Annotated in this window: 20 protein-coding genes; 5 read left to right on the forward strand and 15 right to left on the reverse strand. The window is 63.8% G+C overall.

Annotated features, from left to right (window positions below; genetic code table 11):
• The first annotated feature begins 43 nt into the window (after window positions 1-43).
• Window positions 44-235: a hypothetical protein gene (locus AC3ENJ_RS10460; protein WP_190782186.1), complete on the forward strand. Its 192-nt coding sequence runs from the start codon at window positions 44-46 to the stop codon at window positions 233-235.
• Window positions 236-238: 3 nt separating this feature from the next.
• Entirely contained in the window at window positions 239-421 is a 183-nt protein-coding gene (locus AC3ENJ_RS10465) for a hypothetical protein (RefSeq protein ID WP_431813993.1), read from the forward strand.
• Window positions 422-469: 48 nt separating this feature from the next.
• On the opposite strand, the gene AC3ENJ_RS10470 is transcribed toward AC3ENJ_RS10465, so the two are convergent.
• The 4 genes from AC3ENJ_RS10470 to AC3ENJ_RS10485 all read right to left on the reverse strand — a co-directional run bounded on the left by AC3ENJ_RS10470 (window position 470) and on the right by AC3ENJ_RS10485 (window position 5,851).
• A complete protein-coding gene (locus AC3ENJ_RS10470) occupies window positions 470-1,873 on the reverse strand; it encodes an MmgE/PrpD family protein (RefSeq protein ID WP_431813994.1) in 1,404 nt (467 codons plus the stop codon).
• On the reverse strand, window positions 1,873-3,342 hold the full coding sequence (locus AC3ENJ_RS10475; protein WP_431813995.1) for an MFS transporter: 1,470 nt from the start codon (window positions 3,340-3,342) through the stop codon (window positions 1,873-1,875). Before AC3ENJ_RS10475 ends, AC3ENJ_RS10470 begins: the two co-directional genes overlap by 1 nt.
• A gap of 19 nt (window positions 3,343-3,361) precedes the next feature.
• Window positions 3,362-4,249 (reverse strand): VOC family protein, encoded by an 888-nt coding sequence (locus tag AC3ENJ_RS10480; protein ID WP_431813996.1) that lies wholly within the window; start codon window positions 4,247-4,249, stop codon window positions 3,362-3,364.
• Between the two features lie 138 nt (window positions 4,250-4,387).
• Entirely contained in the window at window positions 4,388-5,851 is a 1,464-nt protein-coding gene (locus AC3ENJ_RS10485) for a 4-hydroxyphenylacetate 3-hydroxylase N-terminal domain-containing protein (RefSeq protein WP_431813997.1), read from the reverse strand.
• A gap of 265 nt (window positions 5,852-6,116) precedes the next feature.
• Here AC3ENJ_RS10485 and AC3ENJ_RS10490 point away from each other — a divergent pair, with 265 nt between their 5' ends.
• Complete coding sequence (locus AC3ENJ_RS10490) at window positions 6,117-6,818, forward strand: GntR family transcriptional regulator (protein ID WP_431813998.1); 702 nt, start codon at window positions 6,117-6,119, stop codon at window positions 6,816-6,818.
• A 167-nt stretch (window positions 6,819-6,985) separates the two neighbouring features.
• On the opposite strand, the gene AC3ENJ_RS10495 is transcribed toward AC3ENJ_RS10490, so the two are convergent.
• Entirely contained in the window at window positions 6,986-8,557 is a 1,572-nt protein-coding gene (locus tag AC3ENJ_RS10495; RefSeq protein WP_431813999.1) for an FAD-binding oxidoreductase, read from the reverse strand.
• A 61-nt stretch (window positions 8,558-8,618) separates the two neighbouring features.
• Complete coding sequence (locus AC3ENJ_RS10500) at window positions 8,619-9,950, reverse strand: LLM class flavin-dependent oxidoreductase (protein ID WP_431814000.1); 1,332 nt, start codon at window positions 9,948-9,950, stop codon at window positions 8,619-8,621.
• A gap of 272 nt (window positions 9,951-10,222) precedes the next feature.
• Here AC3ENJ_RS10500 and AC3ENJ_RS10505 point away from each other — a divergent pair, with 272 nt between their 5' ends.
• Window positions 10,223-11,086, forward strand: a complete 864-nt coding sequence (locus AC3ENJ_RS10505; protein ID WP_431814001.1) for a fumarylacetoacetate hydrolase family protein — start codon at window positions 10,223-10,225, stop codon at window positions 11,084-11,086.
• 183 nt (window positions 11,087-11,269) lie between these two features.
• Here AC3ENJ_RS10505 and AC3ENJ_RS10510 read toward each other — a convergent pair whose 3' ends face one another.
• From AC3ENJ_RS10510 to AC3ENJ_RS10540, 7 genes are all read right to left on the reverse strand, one after another.
• Window positions 11,270-12,733: a carboxylesterase family protein gene (locus tag AC3ENJ_RS10510; RefSeq protein WP_431814002.1), complete on the reverse strand. Its 1,464-nt coding sequence runs from the start codon at window positions 12,731-12,733 to the stop codon at window positions 11,270-11,272.
• Window positions 12,730-14,748 carry a flavin-containing monooxygenase gene (locus AC3ENJ_RS10515; RefSeq protein ID WP_431814003.1) on the reverse strand — a complete coding sequence of 673 codons (2,019 nt, stop codon included), beginning with the start codon at window positions 14,746-14,748 and terminating at the stop codon, window positions 12,730-12,732. The genes AC3ENJ_RS10510 and AC3ENJ_RS10515 overlap by 4 nt, the downstream gene beginning before the upstream one ends.
• A gap of 44 nt (window positions 14,749-14,792) precedes the next feature.
• Window positions 14,793-16,454, reverse strand: coding sequence for an FAD-dependent monooxygenase (locus AC3ENJ_RS10520; RefSeq protein ID WP_431814004.1), 1,662 nt, complete (start codon window positions 16,452-16,454; stop codon window positions 14,793-14,795).
• 200 nt (window positions 16,455-16,654) lie between these two features.
• Window positions 16,655-17,671, reverse strand: coding sequence for an MBL fold metallo-hydrolase (locus tag AC3ENJ_RS10525; RefSeq protein WP_431814005.1), 1,017 nt, complete (start codon window positions 17,669-17,671; stop codon window positions 16,655-16,657).
• A gap of 85 nt (window positions 17,672-17,756) precedes the next feature.
• Window positions 17,757-18,872, reverse strand: coding sequence for an ABC transporter substrate-binding protein (locus AC3ENJ_RS10530; protein ID WP_431814006.1), 1,116 nt, complete (start codon window positions 18,870-18,872; stop codon window positions 17,757-17,759).
• 97 nt (window positions 18,873-18,969) lie between these two features.
• On the reverse strand, window positions 18,970-20,091 hold the full coding sequence (locus tag AC3ENJ_RS10535) for an ABC transporter ATP-binding protein (protein ID WP_431814007.1): 1,122 nt from the start codon (window positions 20,089-20,091) through the stop codon (window positions 18,970-18,972).
• Window positions 20,092-20,099: 8 nt separating this feature from the next.
• Complete coding sequence (locus tag AC3ENJ_RS10540) at window positions 20,100-21,902, reverse strand: ABC transporter permease (RefSeq protein WP_431814008.1); 1,803 nt, start codon at window positions 21,900-21,902, stop codon at window positions 20,100-20,102.
• 359 nt (window positions 21,903-22,261) lie between these two features.
• Between AC3ENJ_RS10540 and AC3ENJ_RS10545 the strand changes: the two genes are divergently transcribed.
• The gene (locus tag AC3ENJ_RS10545; RefSeq protein ID WP_431814009.1) at window positions 22,262-23,521 is read left to right on the forward strand and encodes a flavin reductase family protein; all 1,260 of its coding nucleotides are present in this window, start codon (window positions 22,262-22,264) and stop codon (window positions 23,519-23,521) included.
• Window positions 23,522-23,649: 128 nt separating this feature from the next.
• Here AC3ENJ_RS10545 and AC3ENJ_RS10550 read toward each other — a convergent pair whose 3' ends face one another.
• Together AC3ENJ_RS10550 and AC3ENJ_RS10555 are read right to left on the reverse strand one after the other, a co-directional pair.
• Window positions 23,650-25,362 (reverse strand): choline/carnitine O-acyltransferase, encoded by a 1,713-nt coding sequence (locus AC3ENJ_RS10550; RefSeq protein ID WP_431814010.1) that lies wholly within the window; start codon window positions 25,360-25,362, stop codon window positions 23,650-23,652.
• Between the two features lie 160 nt (window positions 25,363-25,522).
• Window positions 25,523-26,365: a MerR family transcriptional regulator gene (locus tag AC3ENJ_RS10555; RefSeq protein ID WP_431814011.1), complete on the reverse strand. Its 843-nt coding sequence runs from the start codon at window positions 26,363-26,365 to the stop codon at window positions 25,523-25,525.
• Window positions 26,366-26,377 lie beyond the last annotated feature (12 nt).

Consider the following 26,377-nt stretch of genomic DNA (forward strand, 5'->3'; position numbering starts at 1 on the left):
CCAGACGGTTGTCACGTTCCGTCCCAAGTGGTCAAATGTGGGCATGAGTGAAAACAGCATCTGGGATGCCCTGGAAACCGCACGCGACAAGGCCAAGGAACGCGAGGAGGAAGAAATGCAACGCGTTGAGGATGCCGACAACAACGAACAGCAGCGCGCTGCGAGTTCTCGCGTGGCGGCCCGCCAGGCCGTGCGCGAAACACTGGACGACATCCTCGCCCAGCGAGAGGACTGAGACGTGGGCCGCCAGAACGAGGCGGGCCGGGACTCGAGACAGTCGGCCGAGGAACAAACCGTGGGAATGACCCCGGAGCAGGAACAGGAATTCCTGCGGGACGGTGACGCACAACATCAGCCCGCGGACGGCGGGATCGGCGCCATGACCGACACCCAGGGCCGCGACCCGGACACGTCGAGCTGACCCCGAACGTCGGGGCGCCGGCACAGCCGTTCCCCCACCGGCGGCATCCTATGAGGGCAGTACCGCCAGACGAATAAGGTTCTGCACGTCAGCTGCGGATTCAATCGTCTCAATGGCATTCAATAATTGATTCTGTCGCTGTTGAGAGGCCTGACCACCCAAGCGCAAATTGGCCCGGAATTTCTGCAGAACTTGTTCACGACTCAGTGGTGCGGTGTAGATGTCTCCACGAGGATCCGCTACCCGCTGATGCACGGTGGTGCCGTCCTTCAGGAGCACCTCCACCTCAGCCGTCAACACTTCTTCCGGGGCCAGGCTGGCTTCAATTTCGGTCCGTTCTAGTAGATCCTGGAGATGAGGGTCCGACGCCGCCTGCGGTCCCAGGAATTCCGGCCTCACCGTGCCGTGCAGCAAGGCGGTCGCCACTGCGAAGTGAATACTGAAAGCGGCAGAAACTTCAGCATTGGGCCCAGGCGCGAAAGGCTTACCCACGAACCCGGCCTTCGTGCGAGGTGTCACGTGAACGGTGACCTTCTCCACGTCTTGAGCGCGCACCCCATGGTTTTCGACCAGGCGTACAGCCGCATCCAATGAGGGATGGGACGCCCGGCACGCTGACCATGGCTTGATCACCGCATCCGCGTAGAACACCCGACCCAGATCCTTGATCATCAGCTCAGCCTTGGGGTCTGCGCAAAAGCTATCCAAAAAACCGAACATTCCGGAGAGTGGATCTCGTTGGCCTGTCATGCCCACCTGCGCCATTTCACACGAAATGATCGCGTTCCGTGCCGCGAAGGACATCGGTAGCTTGAAGGTCGCTGCCCCGTCGAAAATACTGCCAACGGACCCCGCCAGCTGATTGACCACGATTCCAAGGGCGTGCCGCAGTTGGTCCTGGGTCAACCCCATGAGTAGACCTGCGATGAAGACTGCGCCCACTCCGTTCACGGTTCCGGTGTTGTCCTGGCCGGAATACACATCGAACCCGGATCCGAAGGCAAGCCGTGCGGCGATGTCCTCACCGACAAGCAACGCGGTCAGCATGTCCCGGCCCGAAGAGCCTCGCGCCTCCGCGACCGCAAGGGCCACAGGGACGGTGGTGCCGGTGATGTGAGCGGGCACCTGTCGTTGCTCGGGGCCCTCAGCACCCACCGGCTCAAAGTCGAATGACCTCATAAGCGCAGCGTTTATCATGGCCGCGTTGTGCGCAGGAATTAATGTTCCGTTGGCCAGCACCGTGGCCTCCGGCACTCCGCCCCAATGTGTGACCAGATCGACCAGATCACTCATGCCTTCGGCTTGCGTGCCAGCCGCTATATTGCCGAGCGCATCGGCAAGCCGTTGATGCGCTCGTTCAATGACCGCTTGCGGGAAGTCATCGAATTCGACACTCAAGGCATGTTCAATAAAGGCGTCGGAGAGATTGATCTGCTGGGCCGGGGAGTTCATCAGCGTTTCCTTCCGGCCATGTCGGATTTCTCCGGGGTGGGACGGGTGGACACGGGTCGAGTTGCACGAACCTTGGCACCGTCGATCACGGTTCGAGTCCTACCAACCTCGGAGCCCTCTGGCACCAAACGGATGGAAATCAATCCCGCGACGAGGACAGCCACCCAGAACGCACCCACCAGGTGGAACCCTCCGCCGCCTGCAATCACCAGCGCCGTGGCGATCATGGGGGTGAAGCCGGCGCCGAGTGTGGATGCCAGCTGGTAGGACAGGGAAGCGCCGGTGTACCGAACGCGGGGCGGGAATAGTTCTGAGATGAACGCGCCGATAGGTCCTGCGAGAATCCCTTGGACCACGCCATTGCCGAGCACGATGGCAACTACGAACAGCCACTTGTTGCCGCTAGTCAGCATAAGCAACAGCGGGACCGCGAGAACGATACCCAGCCCGGAACCGATCGTCAGAACGGTGCGTCGTCCGATCCTGTCGGACAGCCGAGCTGCGGAGAAGGCGACCGTCACGGTCACGATGGCCGCCGCGCCCTTCCAGTTCAGGACCCACTCACGGGCAATGCCGGAGTTGACGGCCTGTGCCACGCCCCACGAGGTCAGGATGCCCTGGCACGCGTAGAAGCCCAAGGAAGCGATCAGGGTGAGCGTCACGGTCTTGGAATGTTTGGTGACCACTTCGCTCAACGGGGTCTTCTTGGACTCGAGGTCCTTCTCCGCGGCTTCGGTCAACTTCTCGAACACCGGGGATTCGGCCACCTTGAGGCGGATGACCATGCCCACCGCGATGAGCAGTGCGCTCAACAGGAACGGGATGCGCCAGCCCCAGTCGAGGAAGGCGGCACCGGTCAGGGCCGACGTCCCGGACACCGCAAGCGTTGCGAGCAGGCCACCCAGTGGACCACCGGCGTTGGCGAAGGCCGCCGCGAAACCGCGCTGTGAGGGCGGAGCGTGCTCCAGGGCCATGAGCGTGGCGCCGCCCCACTCACCGCCCACGGAGATGCCCTGAACCATGCGCAGCAGCACCAGAATCACGGGTGAGATCCACCCGATGGTATCGGGGGTGGGGAGCAGACCGATGGCGATGGTGGCAATGCCCATCATCATCATGGACACGACCAGCATCTTCTTGCGGCCCGCGCGGTCACCGTAATGGCCGAAGATCGCTCCGCCGATCGGCCGGGCCAGATAGCCTGCGGCCAGCGTGCCGAACGATGCGAACAACGCCAACGCGGGGTCCAGGTTGGAGAAGAACACCTTGTCGAACACGATGGACGCCGCGGTGGCATACAGGATGAAGTCGTAGTACTCGATGATGGAGCCAAGGGCGCTCGAGCCGAGGACGCGACGCAGATCCTTGGTGTTGAGCGTTTCTTTCTGGCCCGCCGGCGTTGACCGGGCGACGGCTTGGTCGGCCGCGAAGTCCTGCGAATCTGGTGTGATCGAATCTTGAGAATTCATACGCTAACTCCCTAACGACTTAGAAAATGGCGCGCTTGCGTTCCACCGGCCGAATGCCGAAGTCCCGGAAGTCCATGGGGCGGTAGTCGTTCCACATGTTGTACCAGTTCTCATTGGCGCCCCAGATGATGGGAGGACGGTTGTCGTCGTAGATCTGCTCCAGGTCGGTATACAGCTCCACCACGGCACCCGAAGCCTCTACGTAGTACGCGGCAATATTGTGACCGGCCCCGTGACGCACCGGACCCCAGATCAAGTTGCGACCCACCTTGTTCAGACGGTCACCCAGCTTGGTGAGGTCCTGAACGGACTGCGTCTGCCAGGCGTGGTGGTGAAAAGTGCCTTTGCCGGGAAGCAGCGCGATGCCGTGATGATCGGCGTTGCAGCGCATGAAGTATGCGTAATCGTCTCCGATGACGTCCGAAAGGCGGAAGTCCAGCACTCGCTTGAGGAACTCCATCATGGAGCGGGTGTTCTGCGGGTGGAAGTTGATGTGACCGTAGCGGTCCGGGCCAAAGCTCTTCTGCGCGGCGACGTCCACTGCACGATTCAGGTAGATCTCGAAGATGTAACCCTCGGGACCCACGAAGCTGAATCCGTCCTCCACCCCGGCGGTGGGCGCAACATCTTTCAAGATCGTGAGGTTCTCCTGCTCCACCCGCTGGCGGATGGTGTGCAGGGCACCCTCGTTCTTGGCGATGAGGCCCAGGGAGTCCACCCCGTTGACGTCCGACTCTCGGTAGATGAGTTCGTGGTGAACGTCCCCGGCGGCCAGGTAGGCCGTGCCGTTGTCTTCCTGCTCGGTGACGCGCAAACCCAATAATTGGGTCGCGTCCCAGATGGAGGCCTTCAGATCCGTGGTCTGGATTCCCACGTGGCCCATCTCGCTGATCAGTCCCCAGGACATGTGTGCACTTCCTCGTGTTGTCGTGGTCCCCAATCCCCGGTGACCGGGTGGGAAAGCTTAGTGGGGCCGGGTGCTCTCACACCCGGCCGAGCCCAGTGATGCGCCCGCTGTAACGAGCGCACCACGGGAGGAGTCGGATCACTTCTGTCGCAGTTGCTCCGAGGACGGCAACCCGGCCTCCCGGAACAGTTCCTCGAAGGCGCCGGTCTCACCCTTGGCCTGAGCCTTTCGGTGGTCCAGGCCGCGAGCGCGGCCCACGGAACCGAGGTAGAAGCGCTCGTAGAGCTCGTTGCGTGAGCCCAGCGCGGATCCCGCGAAGTCCCATGCGGTGCGGAAGATGCGCGCGCGTTCGCGCGGTGAAATGCCGTTGGCCGCGGGGAGGTAACGCTGGATGATGGGACCCAGGCACGGGTGGTCGAAAGCCGCCTGGGTGGGAGTTGCCAACAGGTTGTGGGATCCCAGGGACTTGATGATGTCGGTGACGCGGGCCATCCAGAGAGGCATCATGGTGCGCAGCGACGAGATGTCGTCGTGGCAGAACCACGCTCCACCGCCCCAGTCGGACGAGTTGACCTCAGCGGAATGCACGACGGCGCGGGCGATGCGCAGGTAGGAGTAGAGCTCCCCGAGCATCGCGGCCACGTCCGGCTTGGAATCGGTACCGGTGGCCTTGGCCATCTGCACGCACAGGTCGTAGGCGAACTCCATCTTCACGGACGCGCGGATGGCCGTCTGCTGCTGGGTGTTACCGGTGGCGGTACCGGAGTTGATGCGGTTGTACACGTCCAGGTTGCCGTCGAGGAACACACGATCCCAGGGCACCAGGACGTCCTCGAAGATGACCACGGCGTCCTGCTCGTCAAAACGGGCCGAGAAGGGACGATCCGCCACATCCATGTCCACGTTGTAGGGATCACGGCACACCGAGATCACACCGGGGGTGGACACTGGAATGGCGAATGAAATGGCGTACTGCTCGTCGCCGGGTTTGATGGGGGTGGCGGGGTACACGTAGAGCTCGTCGGCAATGGGGCCCAGGGTCGCGAGCATCTTGGCGCCGCGCACCACGACACCCTTGTCGTTACGCTCCACCACGCGCAGGGTGAGGTCCTCGTTGACGCCCTCGAACTCGCCGGCGGACTTGTCGATGGCCGCGTGGACGATGGTGTGGGTCAGGGCCAGATCACCCCTGATGACTTCCTGCTGATAGGCGGCCAGACGCTCATGGAAGATCGGGTCACCGTAGGTCTCGAAGATGTCCTTGCGAGCCACATGACCCGCCAATACCACGTTCACATAGTCCGGGGTGCGGCCCAGCATGCCCACGGAATAGCGCGCGAGACGGTCGAAAGCCACGTGACGGCGCTGAATGTCCTCGCAGCTCTTGGGCAGCATGTGCGAGACGTTCATCTGCTGCCCGTCCGGCCCGTCCATGAGCACGTCCGACGCGTGGGCGTGCTGGTAGTCGAAGTAGGCGGCCATGCCGTCAATGGACCGTGCCATGGCCGGATGGGTGGTGATGTCGATCTTCTCGTCACCCAGCCACACCTCACGGCTATCTGCCAGTCCGGCCTTGTAGTCAGCCCCAGTCCTCGCGGTCATGTGTCCTCCTATGTGCGATCCATTCATAGACTGTGCATTGTCAGTCAAATAATATTTTCTATGAGCGATTCTACGGGCGATCTGTGATGCAGGCAACAGCCCCGAGAGGAAAGTTTTCACATCGCGTGGAGCCCCTCTCCGGTCTGGCGCGACCCCGCGTCACTGCGGCAATCCACGAAAGGTGGCGTTCCCAGAGGTCAACAGGGGTTTTCTGAAAATAAACAAAGAATGCATTGTGCGTAGCTGGGAGGCTAGAATCGATTCCATGGCCAAACGCACAGATGCAGAAACCATGTCTCGCTACATTCGGAACGAACTGCGCCGGCTCATCGTGGTGGGGGAATGGGCGCCCGGCGAGCGGCTTCAGCTTGCCGGCCTGTCAGAGCGATTCAAGACGTCATCCACGGTGGTCCGCGAGGCCCTCACCCGCCTGGCCGGCGAGCGACTGGTCGTCCTGCGACCCAACCGCGGATTCTTCATCCCCACGCTCTCCCGCGACGAACTGATGGACATCACCCACCTGCGTTGCGTCAACGAGGAGTTCGCCGTGGCCCTGGCGATCGAGCGCGGGGACCTCACCTGGGAGTCGGATCTGATTGCCGCACACCACACTATGGAGCGCACCCCCACCCGCGACGAGGACAACCAGCTCACCTCGGAGTGGGCCGTGGTGCACCAGAAGTTCCACAACCAACTGCTGGCCGCGTGCGGCGTGCCTGTCCTGCTGGATCTGTGCTCCACGCTCTCGGACCTCACCCAGCTCTACAACCGCTGGGCCGTCTCATCCACCAACTGGTCCGGCCGTGACCTTTCGGTGGAACACCGCCAGATTCTCGACGCCGCTCTGGACCGGGACGCCGAGCGCACGGGCACGTTGCTGACGCAGCACTACAAGACGACGCTGGACGCCATCACCACGCTCGACGTCGAAGCGGGCCTCCCGGTGGAGGCAGGCCCCGGGAAGTAGACCTCCACCGGGCCCCGGTGAAAACCGGGTCCAGTGAAGATGGGGGTCCGGGTGCGTTCAGCGTGGGGCCACGAGAGGCCGTGGCACGGATCGGTAGCGAAACCGAGGAGGCCCCGTTCCGAACACCTCAGGGCGATCGGAACGGGGCCTCCTCGTTCATTCGCGGGTCAGTCGCGCAGCCGGGCCGGCCAAACACCCTGCTTACCCGGGGCCAGGATGCCCTGCGGGTCCACGGCATCCTTGAGCTTCTCCTGGAACCGCCTGATCGCGTGGTTGTTGAAATCGAACCCATCGGCGATCCGATCCATGTAGTCCACGTGACTCCTGTAGGGCGCGTAACCGCGCTCGCGAGCGGCGTCGAGAAGCTTGCCGTACAGCTCGCGTGCCTGGGCCAGCATCTCCTCGTTGTCGTTCTCGAAATAAATCATGGTCACGTGCACCATGTGGCGCGGATACAGGTGGTAACCGATGTAGAGGTCGAAACCGGCCTCACTGTAGAGCCGCTTGGCCTCTTGATAGAACTCCCAGACCTCTTCACCCCGCGCCGGAATGATGGGGGCGGCGTCAATGTGGCCGCCGTTCTCCGCGACGTAATTGATGGTGCCCAGGGGTTTGAGCGTGGGAACACCGGCCATCTGGGTGCGATCCATCTCCGCGATGTCCTCGTAGGCCACGCGAGCGCCCTCGGCACCTTCGTACATGCGCGCCTTGACCTCGAATCCGTCGAGGCCCGCGAAACGCTCCTTGATGATCTCCAGTCGGCGCTCGACCATACCCTTGTCGCCGTAGAGCCCGAACTTGCCGTTCCACTGCCCGATCCCGAGCTCCTGGCGGATTTCCTCCAGTCGCTCGGGCGGAATGGAGCCCTCACCCTGATACCACCGGGAACGGGGGCCGTTCATGGTCACCGCACGCACCACGTTGCCGCACAGCGCGTTGTTCTGAATGACGTCCTCGCCGCGCAACTGCGTGAGGATGTCGATCAGCTGGGGCAGGTCTTCTTCACGCTCCACCGTGACGTCACCGTTGAGGTAGACCTCCGGCCAGGGCATGAGCCACAGGCCGATCTGCGTGACCACGCCCAAGTTGGACTGCGTGAACAACCCGTCCAAGGTGGGGCCGAAACCGCCCTGGAAGATGGGGCCCAGATCCGTTCCGTCCATGGCCCCCATTCCGGTCCGCAGCAGATCACCGTCCGGGAGCACAACTTCCATACCGCAGATCTGCTTGGCGTGATCACCCATGGGAGACATGCCGTAGCCGCGGTCCAGTGCATTACCGAGCACGGACCCCCAGCCGAGCGCCGGAACCGAAAGCCACACCTTGAGCTCCCGCTCCTGCACGTAGTCGAACAGGTCGAAGAAGGTCACGCCGGGTTCGATCACCGCGTAACCCAGGCGGTCGTCCACCTCGATGATGCGGTTCATGCGACTCAGGTCCAGTGCCACCATTTTCTGATCTCGCGGTTCCGGGCCTCCGTAGCCGAGGTTCTTGCCCCGGGAGAAGGTCCACAGCCCGGTCCGGGTCTCGTTGGCGAGCTTGACCAGCCCCTGAACTTCTTCCGTGCTGCCCGGACGAACGCCCGGCCAGGGCACACGGCCCGGGTTCAAGGGGTAGGGGTCCTTGTAGCCGTCCTCGACGCCGGGGCGAACCACGTTCTCCTCCCCCACGATCTGCACGGCGCGATCCAAGAATTCCTGGCGCGGATCCATTCCGGCCTGTTCTTCGGTCTGGGTCATGTCAATCCTCTCTGTACCGTCTCGCGGTGAACCATCACGGGTGGTGCTGAACGCCGCGGCGTCAGCGGCGACCGGCCGGATCGGTAATGGGTGGCAGACCCAGGTTCTCGCGCAACGTGCTGCCCTCGTACTCCTCGCGGAAGTAGCCGCGGTTCTGAAGTTCGGGGACCAGCTTGTCGCACATGAGCTTGAAGCCACCCGGGTTGAACGGGGAGTTCAGGTTGAAGCCGTCGCAGGCCTTGGACTCGAACCAGTCGACCATGCGATCAGCGATCTGGCTGGGGGTCCCGGCCATCCACTGGTGACCGGTGGAACGCGCCAGGTCCACGATGAGTTCGCGCAGGGTCATGCCCATCTCCACGGACTTCATACGGTAGATCTTGTAGCGGCTGCCGTAAGCGTCGTTGTCCTGGAACCATTCCTCCGGAATGCGTTCGTCGTAGTCGAGTTCGGACAGGTCCATGTGCAGATCCGCGCCCACCTGGGTGCGGCCGTTCTCGAGGTGCACGTGACGGCCCAGCTCGTCCGCAAGTTCCTGCGCTTCCGCCTCGGTATCGCCCAGGATGGGCAGGATGCCCGGCACAATCTTGAGGTGATCCGGGTTACGGCCCTTGGCCTTGGCCATTTCCTTGAACTTGGCGTAGAACTCGATGGACGGTTCCTTGTTCGGCTGAGCCGTGTAGATCATGTCACCCACGGACGAACCGAGTTCCATGCCGGGGCCCGAGGAACCGGCCTGCGCCAGCACCGGGTAGCGCTGCGGCGAGGTGGGCATATTGAGCGGGCCCTGCACCTTGTAGAACTCACCCTCGTGATTGATGGGGTGCAGCTTGGAGCGGTCCAGGTACTCGCCGGACTCGCGGTCGGAGATCACAGCGCCGTCATCCCACGAGTCCCACAACTGCTTGACCACGTCCACAAACTCGGTGGCGCGGCGGTACCGGGTGGCGGGGTTCGGAGCTTCCTCGACACCGTAGTTGGCGAAGCCGTCCGAGGAGGTCACGATGTTCCAGCCCGCGCGGCCGGCGGACATGTTGTCCAGGCCGGTGAGCTGGCGGGCCACGTTGTAGGGCGAGGTGAAGGACGTGGAGAGAGTTCCCACCAGACCGATGTTCTTGGTCTGAGCGGCCAGGGCGGCCAGCACGGTCATGGGCTCGTAGAAGCCGTTCATCTTGATGTCGCCGCGCAACAGGGTATTGGCGTGGACCACGTCTCCGAAGAACACGGCGTCCAGCTTGGCGGCCTCGGCCATCTTGGTCAGCTCCAGGACGAAGTCCAGGTTGCCGAGTTCTTCGGCCCGGCTGCCATCCATGCGCCAGCTGTCCTTGTGGTAACCGGCGGGCAGCATAAAGGTAGTCAGGACCATGTGCTTCGGAGACTTGGGAGTGCTCATCTGTGCGAGCTCCTTTCTTGGCCGGTCAACTCCGGCACGGCTGGCTTGCGGGTCACGAGTCCGAGGACGGCGGATCATCCGGTGACTCGCATCACATGAACTCCAGCATGCCGCACAGAACGATATTTTTCTACCCTATAGACAATCTTCCAGTAAGAATATTTTCTTCTTGCAGAATGCGATTCACCTCACTACCGTAATTTCCAGAGGTTGCAGCGTCCCGCGTCACATCCGAATGTGGAACACGCTCCCCGTCATCAGAGGAGACATTCATGAACTACATCAGCTTCACCGCCCCGGGCGGCACCCCTAGCTGGGGCGTGTCCGTGGACGGCACCGTGCACGATCTAGGCCCCAGCGGGAAGAACCTGGCCGACTCGCTGCACGCGGCAGTGGTCTCCGGCCAATTCGGCGCCCTGAGCGAATCCGACCTGGAGGGTGCGCCCACCCACCAAGAGTCCGAGCTGGAGCTGCTGCCCCCGCTCACCAACCCGGGCAAGATCATCTGCATCGGCGTGAACTACCGCACCCACCAGGAAGAATCGGGCAAGACCGGCCAGAAGGCCCCCACGGTCTTCACCCGCTTTCCCGATTCCCAAATGGGCCACCTGGCACCGGCGATCAAGCCCGCCTCCACGGACAAGTTCGACTACGAAGGCGAGATGGCCCTGGTCATCGGCAAGGAAGCCTGGCACGTGGCCAAGGAAGACGCCTTCGACCACGTCACCGGGTACGCCAATTACAACGACTTCTCCGTGCGCGACTGGCAGAAGGCCGCCTCCCAATGGATCCCCGGCAAGAACTTCCCCGACACCGGCGGCTTCGGCCCGTACCTGGTCCCGGCCGAGGTGGTCGGTGACGTCACCGAGCTGACCCTGGAGACCCGGGTCAGCGGCGAAGTACGCCAGCACGCCTCCGTGGCCGACCTGTACTTCGACATCCCCACCCTGATCAACTACGTCACCGGTTTCACCCGCCTGCACCCCGGTGACGTGATCGTCACCGGCACCCCCGGTGGCGTGGGCCTGTTCTGGGGAGAGAACGGACTGCTCAACCACGGGGACGTGGTCGAGGTCGAAATCACCAACCTCGGCATCCTCAAGAACACCGTCGAGGACGAGGCCCCCGAGGCCTGATCCTCTCGACACGAGTGCGCCCGGGGCGGGCAGCGGCGAGTTGTTCCCACTGCCACCCACCCCGGGCACATTGCGTTGCGGTACGGCATCCCGCTGCCGGGGGCACAACGCGCGGCACGGCCACGACGACGCCGCTCCGACCCCACGCGCGCGCGGGCACCGGAGCGGGCTGGTGGCGATCAGTCAGCGCGTGGCGCGCAGCTGCGACTCCGACGGAGCCTCCGCCGTGGCTTGCGACGCCCCGCGGAACTCCCAGCGCTGAGGTTGCTGCGGGTCGAAGGCCGCCAGGATCCGACCGTCGGGTCCGAGCGGTTGCCCATCCCGGACGAAGCCCAGCAACCACGCCTGAACTCCGGCGGACGTGGCCTCGAACTCGGCGTCCGATACCCCGGTCAGCATGGGAGCGTCCGCCCACTGGTTCCGATCACCGAAGAGGAACGGTAGGGGCATGCAGTGCGGGCTCAGCGCCCCGGGCAGTCCACTTCGAACGTGAAAACCGGCCAGGTGCACGGTCTTTCCGGCCTCCGACGCGGCGTGCGCCAGTTCCAACCCGGCGAGCGAGAACTGGAACAGGGTCAGAGCCTCGATCATGCGCTGCTTGGACGTGGCCTCCGGCCGTTTGGCGTCGATCCACTCGGCCGCAGCGTTCGGATCCTCGAACTTGGCGCCCAGGAACCCGTCCACTGCGGACGGCGGGAAGGCCTCGTCCGGAGCGGAAAACAGGAACGCGGCGGCTTCCTCGGAGGTCGAGAACAGGGCGATCTCTTGCACGTGCAGGCGCGCGGCAGCGGCGTCGAAGTCATGCAGGTCCGCCAGAAGCAGGCCGCCCGCCCCGGGCATCAGGGCCATGCCCTTGCCCGCGTAGTCGCGGGACAGCCCCCGCTGCGCGGTCAGGATCTCTCTGACGGGCGCCTCGGCAAGACCGCCGTGCTCGACCAGGGCCTGTTGCATCAGGCGACGTCGCTCCAGCAGACCATGGTGGTCGATCGGTGGTTCATAGGGCAGCGACACCATGGCAGCGCGGCGGAACAATCCCGCGGCTTGAGGGTGCGAGGCCAACGCGTAGGTGTACCACGCGCCGGCCGAGTCACCGGCAAGGGTGATGTTCTCGGGGTCCCCGCCGAACTCAGCGGCGTGCCGCTTGACCCACTGCAGGGCGAGCAGCAGATCACGGATTGGGCGTTGCGAATCCTGCGCGGCTTCACCCGGTTCCAGGTCCTCCACCGTTGCGGCGCCCAGGTGCCCCAGGGCACCCACCCGATAGTTCAGGGTCACGACCACGGCGGGCCCACCCTCCGTTAACGACGGCGTGGTGAACCACCGCGTAGCCGCCGCGCCGGAGAGGAAGCCCCCGCCCGGAATGAACACGAGGACCGGCAGGGGAACGCGCTCACCGGTCGCAGCGTCGTCGGCCTGCCGCCCCGGGGCCTGGACCCGCAACACGAACGCGTCCGGCGATTGTTCGAGCTCCCCAATGGCCGGACCGATCAGGGCATTCAGCGAACCGGGCAGCTGCGGGAACGCGACCGGGTCCGCGGGGACCGGTTGATCGGTACCCACGGGTACGGCCTCGGAGAATCGGTCCTTCGGATCAGCGGCACTCGCATACCGGAAGACGGCATCCACCCGGGGCGAAGCCTGATTCACGACAGGAATTCGTAGTCGTCGGTGTTTACCTTTTGCGTGATGCCCCAGTACTCGGTGGTCCGGTACGGCCACACCTGGGAAACTCGGTTGAACGAGTTCTTGTACCAGGTCTTCACGTAGGGCTGGCCCCACGTCATGCGCTGGTTCTCGCTGTCCACCCACTCGATGAATTCGTCCAAGGCCTCTTGCTTGAGGTCCAGGGCATCCGCGTCACGTTCCAGCAGCTCACGGATGGCTGTCACGGTGTACTCCGCGGCCCGCTCAATCATGAAGTGCAGGCCACCGGCCACAACGCCGCCGGTATTGGGGCCCATGAGCATGAACAGGTTGGGAAAGTTGGGGACCGTGATCCCCGCGAATGCCTTGGCGTCCCCGCCCCAGTAATCGTGGATCTCCACTCCCCCGCGCCCCACGATCTCAATGGGATCCAGGTAATCGGAGGGGCGGAAACCGGTCGCGTAGATGACCACGTCCACGTCCAGCTCGTGACCGTCACCGGTGACCAGGCCGGTGGGAGTGAAGGACTCCAGGCCCTCCGAGATCACCGTGGTGTGGGACGATTTCAGGGCCGCTGCCCACACACCGTTGTCACGCAGCATGCGCTTGGCCGAGGGCGGGTAGGAGGGAATGGCTTTCTCCAGCAGATCCGGCCGCCCCTCGTACTGCTCTTCCATCCGCTCGATGATCTGTTGGCGGAACTCCTCGTTGGCGCGGGACACGCTCAACGGTGCCCCTTCCCAGCCGTCTTCAGCGGTCGCGATGTGAATTCGGCCGTCGATACCACCGGCTGTGACCCACAAGCGGAACCACTGCCCGAAGTACGGCACCTTGTGGTGCAGCCAGTCAGCGGCTTTGGACATGCGGTCGTGGTAGGTGGGCGCGGGAAGCATCCACGGGGCACTGCGCTGGAACACGTAGAGCTTGTCCACCTGGTCCACGATGGCGGGGACGATCTGGTAGGCGCTGGCTCCGGTGCCGATCACGGCCACTTTCTTGCCGTCCAGGTTCACGGAGTGGTCCCATTCCTGGGAGTGCATCTGCGCACCCTTGAATTTTTCCTGTCCGGGCCATTCCGGGATGAAGGGGTGGTCCAGCTGGCCCACGCCGGTCACGATCGCATTGAAATAGCGGGTCTCCTCCTGACCGTTCTTGGTGCGGGTCAGGGTCTTCCAGCTGTTGGACTCCTCATCCCACTCGGCGCGGATCAACGCGGTGTTCAGGTGGATCTTCTCGGTGAAACCAGCCTTGTTGGCCACGGTCTCCAGGTAGTCCAGGACCTCCCCGCCCTGGGCGAACTGGTGGGGCCAATCCACACGCTGGGCGAAGGAGAAGCTGTACCCGTAGGTGGGGGTGTCCAGACGCACTCCGGGGTAGTGGTTCTTCCACCAGGTGCCTCCCACGCGGTGCGAGGCCTCGATCCAGGTGTATGGCAGCCCCGCCTCTTCCAAGCGGTAGGCAGCGGCGATGCCGGAGATTCCGGCTCCCACGATCAGTGTCTCGAACGTCTGGCCCTCACGCTTGTCCACGTAATCCTCGAATCGCCAATCAGCGGATCCGTTCCGGTCCGGAGCGAGGTTGAATTCGTGTTTCATCTGACCGAGCCAGTTGGGGTCTGCGGAGGTGCGGCCACCGGTGAACCAGTTCAGGACGGTCTCCGTGTCCTGCTCGGTGAGGGGTTCCAGTGTGGTGACCTTCTCGTCACGCAGACGCTTCAATCCGCTCAGGGAAAGCTTCTGAGCCCGTGCCACTTGCCGCTCGTCCAGACCGCCGTGGGGCTTGAGTGCCGCACCCATGGGCGGCAATGGTGGTGAGAGATCCGGTTCCAGCAGGGACATGTCACGGAGCGCCGTAGCCACCGCAGCAAGCAGCACGGGAGCCTCGGCCCCGTGCACCATCTGCTCAAGAGTCTCGTCGTCCTCGGTGATCTCCGGGTAGTTCTCGGTCCAGTAGAGGTCACCGAAGGTGTTCTGCGCGGCGTCTTGGGGTTTGTTGAAAGCAATATTCTGGACGGTCATTATTCCTCCTGGAATGAAAACTTGAGCGTGGCGACGGCGCCGGGTCAGGCGGTCTTGCCGCGCGCGCTGCGGGATCGGTCGTCGATGAAGGTACGCAAGTGATCCACCACCTCGGCCTGCTGAGCAGCGGTGAAGACGGCAGCCACGTAGCGGTCCGGGCGGACCAGGACGTACACAGGCTCACCGTGGTGGCCGCGGGTAAGTGATGGTTCCGTCTCCACCACGTGGGTCACGTTCTGCCCGCCCCGCGGCGCAGCCGATTCCGTGGAACCGTGCAGGTGTACACGGGCGGCCCCGAGAGCGGTGAAGTACGGCGACAGGTTCTCCGGCTCCGCCTCCGCACCGATACCGATCACGGCCCACCCGGGCCCCAGGTAGTCGTCCAACCCGGTCGCAGCGGAATGAATCAGGTCTTTCTTGAGAGGCCGCACCTGCGGCTGACTCAGGGCGCGACCCACCGGGACCTCGGGAAGGGGCGAGCCCCCCTCGAGTGGCGCCGCCACACCGTCGGAATAGTCGGGTGGACTGATGAACCGCATATTCGCCAGGTAGTTGTGGACGGCCGGCGCCTTGCGCAGCAGCCGGACCAGTTTGTCGCGCACGCGGGTGCCCACCGGGTGGGTGGCCATGACCACCGCACCGATGCGCTGAGACACCTTGACCATCTGGGCACCGTGAGTTCGACGCTCAGTGTTGTACGAATTCAGCAGACGATCCGTAGCCCCACCCTTGATGGCATCTATGAGCTTCCAGGCGATATTTCCCGCATCACGGATACCGGCGTTGAGTCCCTGTCCGGCGAACGGAGGCATGAGATGGGCGGCATCACCCACCAAGAAGGCTCGCCCCGATCGATAGTTCTCGGCAATGCGCTGGTGAGCGACGTAAACGGCCGCGCGGCGGACGTCCTCGTCAGCAAGCTCGGTACGGAACGCCCGAACCAGCTCACGGATCTTGTCCGGGGTGGTCATCGCGTCAGCATCTTCATTGTCGAAGAGCATGTATTCCAGTCGCAATCGACCGTTGATTCCCGGGACCAGCACGTAGGGGCGCTTGCCGTCGCAGTGGAACTCCGCAAAGGGATCGCGCTCAACCTGTTCGTTGAGCAGGTCGATCACGATCCAGCGCTGGGGCTGGGTGGTGCCTTCCAGCTTGATGCCCAGGGCCGAACGGGTAAAGCTGCGGCCACCGTCCGCTCCGATCAACCAGGGTGCGGACAACGTTCGAGTGCCATCGGAAGAGGAGACCTCGAGAGTCACGCCATCCGTGTCCTGGCTCAGACCGATCGCCTCGGTACCCAGCATGAAGTTCAAGTGAGTGTGCTGCACGGCGCGGTCGAAAAGCAGCTGCTCGAGGATGGGCTGGTCGAACTGCGTCTTGGCGGGGTGGCCGATCCTGGACGGGACCGGCTTGGCCTCTGCCAACAAAGTGCCGCCCAGGCCCAGGTAGCGGCTTCCGGTGTCCAGCAAGGATTCCGCTTTGAGGGCGTCCGCGATCCCAAGGCGATCGAACGTGCGGAAGGACTCGTCCTGGAGGCTGATGGCGCGCGGCTGATCCCCCGGCTCCGTGGCCTTCTCCACCACGGTGGTGTGGATCCCCGCATCTGCCAGCCACAGTGCTGCGGTGAGGCCGATCGGGCCTGCGCCCACCACGATCACCTGTTGATGCTCTTGAGCACCGTTCCGACTGCGCGATTCGCTCTCCACCGAGCCTCCTCGTTGAATTAGGCCACGATTTCCCGTGGTCTGGTCCGTGTGCATTTGGTATGCGTTGTCGGGCCTTGGTTCACCGCCCGAACCGCGACCCCACGATCCCTGAGTTACTCAGATCACATTGACACTAGAATAATGCCATCATTCTGTATAGGTCAACGCATAATGCATTCTATGATGCAGTTCGTTGACTTTCACCGTTGACTGAGGGCAATGACCTCAAGGTCCCGGGGAATCAACACGGGGCCGGGATAGGTGGTCTCCGCTTGCCGCCACCCGCTTTCCGGACTACCCGCCGGCACTAGGTGATGCAGCGCCAGTCGTTTCACACCGGCCTCCCTGGCGATCCTGCCCGTGTCTTGCGGGGTTGTGTGCGCCCGGCGGTGATGCCCCATGCTCGCTTCCAGGTCCTCCGCTCGCACAGCGCCGTAACTGCGTGCCACAGCGTCCAGATCGATAGCCTCGTGCAACAGGAGATCGCAGTCGGTGGCCAACCGCACCAGGTTCTGACTGGGCGCCGTGTCCCCGGACACCGTCACGGATCCCTCGGCCGAGTCGAAGCGGAACGCAAAGGCCGGCGCCATGGGCTGGTGCTGCACCAGCGTTGCCGTAACCACCACATGCTCGTCACGAAAAACCTCGAACGGCTCCATTTCAGGGTGGTTGTTTCGGTCCGGATGAAATCCCACACGCTCGGGTAGGGCAATGTCTCGTCCGACGAAAATCGCGGAGATGTCCGGCGCGCGGGAATCACGACGTCGATCGTTGAGGTCCGTAGCGTGGGCTCGCAGCAGCAGCTCCACGGCCCGCCTCGTCCCGGGCGTGGGCTCGTCCCCGAAGATCGGGGCCACGGCCTGCTCGGTCCGATACCCGACCGGGGGGATCTCGCCGCGATCTCCGGGACCGATCACGGGCACGGTGATGTCCGCGCGGCCGCGGAACGCGAGTCCACCGAGCACCATGAGGGAATTCAGGTCAATCGTGTGGTCCGAGTGGTGATGCGTGATGAACACACCTCGCAGGTCCGTGATCTTCAGCCCCGCGTTCACCAGCGCGTGGGCTACACCGTGACCCGCGTCCACCAGGTAATAGCGGTCTTCCACGACCACGGCGGTTGCAATACCACCGGTGTGCCCCGCCCCCGCCGAGCCCTTCGCGGGGCGGGGCCGCAACAACGGTCCGCCGGAGGTACCCAGGGTAACTACGTGCATGGCGACTCCTTGGTCAGCGCGATGGCCGCCGGAGATTCCCCGGCGGCCATCGTCAGTTGTTGACGTTCACACGTCTGGTGAATGATCAGCTGAAGAGACTGGACAGCGTCTTCTGGCTCTCGCGCTGGCGAGCGGTCACATCCGCGAGATCGGGGCGCTCGAACTGGGGCACGTCCGCCGGGTTCTCGAACGGCAACTCGACGTCCTCGGCATTGGTCACGGGGCCGTGACCGGCCTCGGCCTTGACCTCATTGGCCTCCGGGGTGTTCAGCCACGCGGCCAACAGCTTGGCGGCGTCCGCGTTCTCACTTTCGTTGACCACGCCGGCGTACCAATACGTGGCCCAGTTGCCACCCTCCACGGGATAGGTGATCTCCACCGGGGCCCCGTCACGGGTCAGGGTCTGGTAGTTGCCCATGGCGCCCATGATGCAAACGTAGGCGCGGCCCTGCACCACGGCGTTGTGGCACTCGGCGGTGTTGGACGAGATAACGGGCTCCTGGGCGGCCAGGTCTTTGAGGTAGCCCTCACCCAGATCACTGTCGTTGAGCACCAGGTCACCCCACTGCATGCCACCGCCGTCGGTCGCGGGATCGGTCATGGTGATCTTCCCCTTGAGCTCAGGCCTGAGTAGGTCGTCCCAGCTCTCGGGGGCACCGCCGACGTCCTGGCGGGTGTCGTAGACGAACCCGCGCGGCGAGGCGGAGACTGAGGTCAACGTGCCCTCCTCAAGGGAAAACTGTGGATCCTCGGTGATGTCCTGGGCATTGAACGGGCGGTACTCCTGGAAGGTGTCACGGTCCGCCAGCGCCACCGCACCCGAGTCGCCGGTGATAACCATGTCCGCGATGCGCTGGCCAGAGGACTGCTCCTGGGAGACCTTGGTGTCCAGCTCGGCGCCCACGATCTGCAGCGGCTCCACGTTGATCTCCGGGAAGCGCTCCTCGAAGGCTGCGAAAACGTCCGGCCACGTGGCGGTGAGAGGGGTGTACACATTGACGGTGGTCTGACCACCGTCCACCGCGGTCTGGTACATCTCCTCGAACTGGGTCACAGCCTCGCCGCCGCCCAGACCGGCTTCGGTCTCGACGCCGTCGCGTTCGCCCAACCCGCCTTCGGTGGCCCCGCCACCGCCGCCGCAGGCGGTGAGGGCGAGCAGGGAGGCCATTCCGAGGCCGGCAATGAACTTACGGGATCTCATGGTGAGTACCTTTCGTGGTACTGCCTGGTGTCAGGCAGGTGATGAAGGGGTGTGCAGTGTGTGGAACGCCGCCGGTGGCTGCGAACCACGCGGTAGATCAGGCGCTGTCGAGAGAAAGAGCCGCCAGCGACTCGACGGGGAGGGCCGCTTCCACCTGGTCACCCCTGGAAGGAGAACCATTGGGCCAGAGATTGGCCACCTCGGCGGTGCGGATGGAGACGGCGAAACGGTGGGGCCCTTCTTCGAGGATGTACTCGAACTCGTCACCCAGGTAGACCACGTCCACCACGGTGCCGATGAAGCTGTTAGGCATGTTCTTGGCCTGCTCCCCCATGAGCACCGAGCCGGATCGCATGGCGATCTCCACACGGTCACCCTCCGACAGCCCCTCCTTGGCGGGGCAGTTCAGGCGGACATCGGTGTCATCCAGACGGACCGAAATACCCGACGGTGATGCCGAGATGACCGTGGCGCGCAAGAAGTTGTCATAGCCCACGAAGTCCGCCACGAAATGCGAGACCGGGTGCCAGTAGATCTCACGCGGCGTTCCCACCTGTTCGACCCGGCCCTTGTTCAACAGCACGATGCGCGTGGAGAGCGAGACCGCCTCCTCCTGGTCGTGAGTCACGTAGATCGATGTGGTTCCCACTCGGCGGTGCATGTCGCGCAGCTCGGTGCGCATATCCTGGCGCAAGCGGGCGTCCAGGTTGGACAGCGGCTCGTCGAACAACAACAGGCGGGGGTTCGCAACCAGGGCCCGCGCCAGAGCCACCCGCTGCTGCTGGCCGCCGGAGAGGTCGGTGGCGTTGCGGCTCGCGTACTCGGACAGGCCGACCAGCTCCAACATCTCGTTGACGCGACGGGCGCGCTCCGAGGTGCCCACCTTGCGCATGCGCAGCGGGTAACCCACGTTGGTAGACACGGACATGTGGGGCCACAGGGCGTAGCTCTGGAACACCATGCCAATGTCCCGCTTCTCCGGGGGAACGTGGCGGCCCTGAGTAGGCTCGTCCACCACCTGGTCCCCGATGGACACACGTCCACCGGTGGGTCGCTCCAGACCCGCCACGCAGCGCAGCGTGGTGGTCTTGCCGCAACCGGACGGCCCCAGAAGGGTCAGGAACTCGCCCTCCTCGATCTCCAGGTCCAACGACGGCACCGCCGGCGCAGCCTTGGGCGAGTAGCGCTTCTCAAGTGCTTGAATACTGACTCTTGCCACGGGTTTTCCTATCGGGTGCGGACCGCGTTGGCAGCGGCCGGGACATGGTCGGGATCGGCGGAGGCGGCGTCGGCGGCGACCTCCTGGGCGGACTCGGCGTGGGCTTGCTCCACCATTTGGTTGCGCAACCGTGTGCGACGCTCATGGCGCTTCTTGAAGAGCGCGCCGAGAATCATCAGGGCCACGCCGCCGAGAGCAAGCAGTCCGAGTAGGACCAGCAGGAGGGCGGCAGCAAGGGAACCGTTGCCGAGCTGGGTGTAGTAGTTGTAGACGAGCAGCGACACTGTCTCGGTGCGTGAGGTGGACAACAGGATGGGGATGTCCAGGGAGCCGGCGGCCATGATGCCGGTGATGAACCACGAGGCGATGAAGGTGGGGCCGATCAGCGGAACCACGATGGTGCCCATCATGCGGGCACCCGAGGCACCGCTGACACGCGCGGCTTCTTCGAGCTCCACGCCCAGCTGACCCACGGGGCCGCTGGTGGCTCGCTGCGCAATGGGCGTCACCACGATCACCAGGGCGATCAGCACGATCCAGATGGACCCGTAGAGATTGCGCAGTCCGAGAACGCTCAGGTACGCCCACGTGATGGCCAACGCCAAGACGATTCCGGGCACCGCCACCACGGCCCACACGATCAGTTCGGGCATCTTGGCCAGCTTGTTCTTGCTGCGAAGGGCCACGTAACTGATCAACACGGCCAGTGAGGTCGCAATGAACCCACCGAGCACGCCCACCAGGAACGTGTTCTCGAGTGCGCGGATCACTGCCGTGGAGTCGAAGAGACTCGCGTAATGGCGCGTGGTGAAGCCGGAGACACCCAGCACGGGCTGGAAGGAACCGATGATCAACTGGATCAGGGGAATGATCAGGGCCATGGCGGTGTAGATCGCGAAGAGCGCCAGTCCGACCCAGCGCCAGGCACCGGCGTCCTCACGCTCGCGGCGGTAGGCCTTTCCGGTCACCGTCACGTAGCTGCGATCGCCGATGGCCTTGGAGCGGATCCACACGAGCAAGTAGATGAGCACGATTAGCAACAGGGCGAGCGCGCTGGCGGAGTCGTACCTAATGGGCGTGGTGGAGAGGAAGTTGTAGATCTGGGTGGGGAACACGTATATGCCGGCGGGCACACCCAGGATCAGAGCGACGTCGAGCTGGCCCAGAGCGTTCACGAAGCCCAGGATCGCCAGCCCCGAGAGCGTGGGCAGCAGGATGGGGATGTTGATGTCCAGGAACAACCGGACTCGGCTGGCCCCCGAGAGCAGCGCGGCCTCCTCCATGGAACGGTTCAGCGCCCGCACGGGGCCCAGGAGCAGGAGGTACATGACCGAAATGGTCTTGAGCCCGCTGACCAGAATCAGACCGCCCCAGGAGTAGGCGTCGAAGAAACGTTCACCGCCGGGTTCCACTCCCATCGCCTGGGTGACCAGGCCGTTGGGGCTGGTCAGCATGCCCCAGCTGATGGCGAAGAACAAGGCGGGGATCGCGAAGATCGTGATCATGATGGGCGTGATCAGTTGGTGGCCCGGCATGTTGGTGCGGGTGGAGAACCACGCGAAGATGAACCCGCCCACGATGCCGATGACCTGCACGGCCAGCGCGAACAGCACCGAGGCCAGCAGAGTGGACCACGAGGCCGGATCACCGTAGGCGGTGACGAATCCGGACAGGCCGAACTCACCGGCGGAACCGGGCTGGCCGCTACGGAAAGCGCCGTAGACCAGCATCAGAAGCGGGTATCCGAAGAAGGCCGCTATGAACAGCAGGAAGAGCAACAGCAGTGGGCTGGCGGATCTCAATCGACTCAAGGTCTCAACACTCCAGGACTTCTCCGCCGTCTCTGGGCCGGTCGAGTTCCGGTGTTGAGACGGTCGGTGGGGCTGGTAACCAATCCTGCGAGTGATCCCTGTCACTGTCAATGGATTTTGCACAATTTAGTCAAGAAGATTTTTTGAATCTCAGAGTCGAGGGTCCAACAGAGAACAAAAATCCTTGTCAGCCACGCACCCGACTCCCCCTCCAAGCTCCATCCACCGCCACCGGGTGAACTGAGCACACATTAATTGCCCGAAGGGGTGGCATGATCTGCATCACGAATATATTCTTGATGTAGAAGTATAATCTGTCGTACCTTCGGCAGACGCATCATCCGCACGAGGAGGAACCAGTGAGCCACAACACCACTACCGCCCCTGAAGCAACATCCACCACTTTCGAACCCCGAGATTTCCGTGATGTCATGGGCCACTACCCCACCGGCGTGGTGGTCGTAACTGGCATGGTGGACGAGGCCCCCGTGGGCATGGTCGTAGGTACCTTCAGCTCGGTCTCCCTCGATCCGCCCCTGGTCTCATTCATGCCTATGACCACGTCCGCAACATATTCCAAGCTCCGTCAAGCCGAGAGCGTGTGCATTAGCGTGTTCGCACACGATCAGTTGCAGACTTGCAGGACTTTGGCGTCCAAGGATCCCAAGAAATTCTCGAAAGTCGGCTGGACCATTGGCCCCAATGGTGCGCCTCAGATCGAAGACGCCGTAGCCCACATCCACGGCAGAATCCAGCAAGAAGTGGAAGCGGGGGATCACTACATCGTCTTGACTGCTGTGGACAACCTTTCCGTAGTTCGCCCGGTCACCCCGCTGCTCTTCTTCCAGGGTGGATATGGTGGCTTCTCCACAACCGGATTGAGCGCTCACGTGGACGAGTCGCTCATCTCGGCCGTTCGAGTGGCGGAAGCATCTCGCCACCAGCTGGATACGCTAGCTCGTCGGTTCAATTGCACAGCAGCCGCGTTGGTCCAGGTCAGTTCGCTCGACCAGACCATTGGTGCCACCTCGTACGGCACCGAAACGGATGCCAACGAACGCATTGGCGTGCGCATCCCGTTGATCCCGCCGTTGGGAGAAGGCGCTGTCGCGTGTAGCCCGGACCAGGTGGATCAGTGGGTCACCCGGATCTTCCCGCAAGACGAAGACGTCATTGCCTCGTACCGAGCCGCCGCCGAACGAGTACGCCACCAGGGATACGCCATTTCTCGAACGGATTCTGATCCTGCGGGATACGCCTTGCTCGGTGAGGCATTGGGTGAATGGGCCGACGGTGAGCTGACCCCCGCTCGGGACCGGGCGGTCCGCACAACCATTGCCCAGTCCGGTCAATTCTTCGGCGGCTCCTTGTCCCCCGAGGACACAGGCATCGATCTGGCCTCGATCGTAGTCCCGGTCTTCGATCCGACCCGTGATGAGCCGACAAACTCCGGGCTGGTGCTCCGCATCGCCCAGTTGCCTCAGGGCGTTGACGGTCAGACTGCCCTTGAATGGGTTTCCGCTGTTCAGGATGCTGCAGCCGACGTTCAGAAGATTCTCGCCAACGATGCTCAGAAGGATTACGCGCGCTATACCGCGGCCGGACTGCGTCAGGCCTGACTCACCACGCACTGCATCTCTTGTGAGGGGCGGTCGACAACTTGATCGTTGTTTGCCGTCCCTCACTCATGTCGTCGTCTGGGTGTTTCCGCGGCCGCCTACCGCGCGTAACAAGTACGTCGGGCGCCCTAACCCGCCCGCTGCACGAACTCCCACAACTTCTCTGCACCCACCGTGAGGTTCCGCGCAAACCCTTCCAGATCGTCGGAGGTGTCCCGGCGGTAGTTGATGCAGAACTCGTATCCGTCGGACAGGCGCGTGTAGGTCATGCCGAAGCCCTCGGGTGTGGTGGGGGCAAAGGCGTAGCGCACGATCTGCTCCGGCCCACCGATGGACGTGGTGGACAGGAAGTCCCGCCGCATAACTTGCAGGCCGGGGTTCTGGAAAAACCACATGTCCATACCGTTGCGCTCGGCCACGTACTGCAAACCCAGCAAATGACGGTCAATACCGTGCGCCGATTTGCAGGCCTTGATCCACCCGCGGTGGGCGTCGAGAGCGGCCTGGAACTGTTCCAGGGTCGCCTCCCCCGCCTGCAACGCCGCAACGAATTCCATCGCCTCAGACGTCACCGGGCGCAGACACTCCGTGCGGCCGGCCTGATATTCGCGCATGTCCACGGCCTCGTACACGCTGCGCACCCGGTTGTACGTGGCCCACTGGGCGAAGAGCATGATCAGTTGCTGAGCGGCGTCGTCGCTGATGCTGAACGGAAGTTCGGCCTTGTGAGGCCGCGGCACGAACACCCGGTGGACGCCGTGCAGGGCGGCCTCGCGGCGGTAGGCGGTCAGTTCCTCAAGCAGGGTGGAGCGTAGGGAACTGCTCAGCTCCCAGGTCAGTGGTTCCGGGTCCGCGATCTCAGGGGCGACCGGCTCCTCAGGAATGGCCAGCTCCTGCATCCGCGCCACCGCGGCCAGGATGGTGGCACCGTCCACCGTGCTGTGCTCCACGTGAATGGCCAGCCAGTCGTCGGCCAGGCACACCTCGTAGGTCAGCGGTTTGTAGGCCCACGCGTGACCCACTTCGAAGGCCGAACGCTCGAGGTGCTCAACGACCTCCGCCTGAGCGTCCAGCACGTTGACCATGAAGATCATGCGGGTGATCCGGTCGTAGATGTCCGCGTTGTGGGGATTCTCGGTCAGCTCTTCCAGCAACGGCGCGGCCTTCTCGCTGCCCAGGTAGGACAGTGTGCCGAACGGGGGCTCGGGCTCGGCGGTGGCCTCGGCGCCGTCGATGACCGAACGCAAGGATTCGGCCACGGTGCGCAGCGACAGCGGCTGCCCATCCGCATCGCTGATAGGCACCGCGTGCAGGCGGCCACGGTGAATCACGCCGATCTCGCGCTCGGCCGCGGACAGTTCCGGGCGGATGATCCCATCGATTTCTTTGGCCGGGTGCCGCAGCCCGCCCTCCAGGCAGCGCCACTGTTCCATGCTGATGTCGTTGCCGCGCGGATCCACCTCCTGAGGTGTCTCACCGCGCACCTGCTGCAAATGCACCCACGCCGCCCGGTACACCAATTCTGCCGCCCGCCCCAGGCCCGGAGCGCCGAAGTCGCCGGTGATCTGGAAACCCACGTTGGAGGTCAGCGGCAGGGAGGTGCGGGTCATCAAGTAACCCCTGAGCCAGTCCTCGGCCAACCAGCTGTTGCCCGCAGCGTTCTGATCGCGGGCGAATTCCTCGAGGCCCGCCTGCACATCGGGGCCGTGCTGCTTACGAAAGGACTCGGTGGCCTCGACGGTCTCCCCGTAGGCGGCATCGTCAACCAGGGGACGGACCGTGGTCAGGAAACGGTCGAGTGTTGCGTTCAACTCGGGAACGGGCAGCGGCTTGGCGGACATGCGGGATCCTCTCGACACGGCACACCGAAACGCGCGGGCACTTCCGCCGCCGGTGCGGTTTCACCCTCCATCTTGCCGGAGAACACTGCTCAGCTGGCTACCGATCCGCCCCGTGAACAGCGCGTCATCCCTCACACGCGCTGTCCCCGGGGCGATGCGGTCACTCCCATGTGGCGGTGTCCGGGTCCACGCCGTGGGCCCGCGCATTCTCGGCCACCGCGCGGTACAGCCAGTCCGCCAGTCCCGGTTCGAGCGTCTCGTAGTGCTCCGTGAACCGCGGATCCTGGGTGTACATGGTTGCCAAGCACACCTGCATCGCATGGCTGCAGTCGTAGAACTGGGCAATGGACTCGCGGTGGCGTTCGGCCAGCTGATTGGCCTGGTCCGACCCCGGCTCGATCCCGTCCCGCGCCGCTTGGGCCAAGTCCCGGTTCAGCTGATCACCGTCCGCCTTGATCCGCTGCCAGTCCTCCGTGGACATCCCGGCGGCCCGCTGTTGCGACTGTTCCCACTGGTCGGTGTCGCCCCAGCGTTCCTCGGCCTCCCGTTGGTACTCGGGGTTCCAGTCCTGACCGAAGATCTCGCTTTGTTCCTGCGGAGTCAGTTTTCTGTTCATGGCGTGCGCCTCCATCATGTGATCCACTGCGCAGACCATCTGCTGCAGGTGATCGATGCGCTCGGCCAACAGCGCACGCTGCTTCTCGAGGTGTGCGCTCTCATTCACGGACGGATCGTCCAGAATCTCGCCCACCTCGGTCAGCGAGAACCCCAGCTCGCGGTAGACGAGCACGCGGTGGATCCGCGCGACGTCGTCCGCCGAATAAAGGCGGTATCCCGCGCTTGAGCGGCCGCTGGGGCTCACCAGGCCGATATGGTCCCAGTGATGCAGCGTCCTGACGCTCACGCCGAGCAACGACGACGCCGCTCCCACCGTCAGCAGCTCGTCTCCCGGCGGGTTTTCGGTGACCTGGGGACCGTGCGTCATGGCTTCAGCATCTCTCACAACCCCTACTGT

Source organism: Kocuria sp. cx-455 (genome assembly GCF_057707085.1).

Excerpts from the sequence above, each read along its gene's own strand:
- AC3ENJ_RS10460 (WP_190782186.1), top strand. The coding sequence starts at position 44 with ATGAGTGAAAACAGCATCTGGGATGCCCTGGAAACCGCACGCGACAAG.
- AC3ENJ_RS10470 (WP_431813994.1), bottom strand. The coding sequence starts at position 1,873 with ATGAACTCCCCGGCCCAGCAGATCAATCTCTCCGACGCCTTTATTGAA.
- AC3ENJ_RS10475 (WP_431813995.1), bottom strand. The coding sequence starts at position 3,342 with ATGAATTCTCAAGATTCGATCACACCAGATTCGCAGGACTTCGCGGCC.
- AC3ENJ_RS10480 (WP_431813996.1), bottom strand. The coding sequence starts at position 4,249 with ATGTCCTGGGGACTGATCAGCGAGATGGGCCACGTGGGAATCCAGACC.
- AC3ENJ_RS10485 (WP_431813997.1), bottom strand. The coding sequence starts at position 5,851 with ATGACCGCGAGGACTGGGGCTGACTACAAGGCCGGACTGGCAGATAGC.
- AC3ENJ_RS10490 (WP_431813998.1), top strand. The coding sequence starts at position 6,117 with ATGGCCAAACGCACAGATGCAGAAACCATGTCTCGCTACATTCGGAAC.
- AC3ENJ_RS10495 (WP_431813999.1), bottom strand. The coding sequence starts at position 8,557 with ATGACCCAGACCGAAGAACAGGCCGGAATGGATCCGCGCCAGGAATTC.
- AC3ENJ_RS10500 (WP_431814000.1), bottom strand. The coding sequence starts at position 9,950 with ATGAGCACTCCCAAGTCTCCGAAGCACATGGTCCTGACTACCTTTATG.
- AC3ENJ_RS10505 (WP_431814001.1), top strand. The coding sequence starts at position 10,223 with ATGAACTACATCAGCTTCACCGCCCCGGGCGGCACCCCTAGCTGGGGC.
- AC3ENJ_RS10515 (WP_431814003.1), bottom strand. The coding sequence starts at position 14,748 with ATGACCGTCCAGAATATTGCTTTCAACAAACCCCAAGACGCCGCGCAG.
- AC3ENJ_RS10525 (WP_431814005.1), bottom strand. The coding sequence starts at position 17,671 with ATGCACGTAGTTACCCTGGGTACCTCCGGCGGACCGTTGTTGCGGCCC.
- AC3ENJ_RS10530 (WP_431814006.1), bottom strand. The coding sequence starts at position 18,872 with ATGAGATCCCGTAAGTTCATTGCCGGCCTCGGAATGGCCTCCCTGCTC.
- AC3ENJ_RS10550 (WP_431814010.1), bottom strand. The coding sequence starts at position 25,362 with ATGTCCGCCAAGCCGCTGCCCGTTCCCGAGTTGAACGCAACACTCGAC.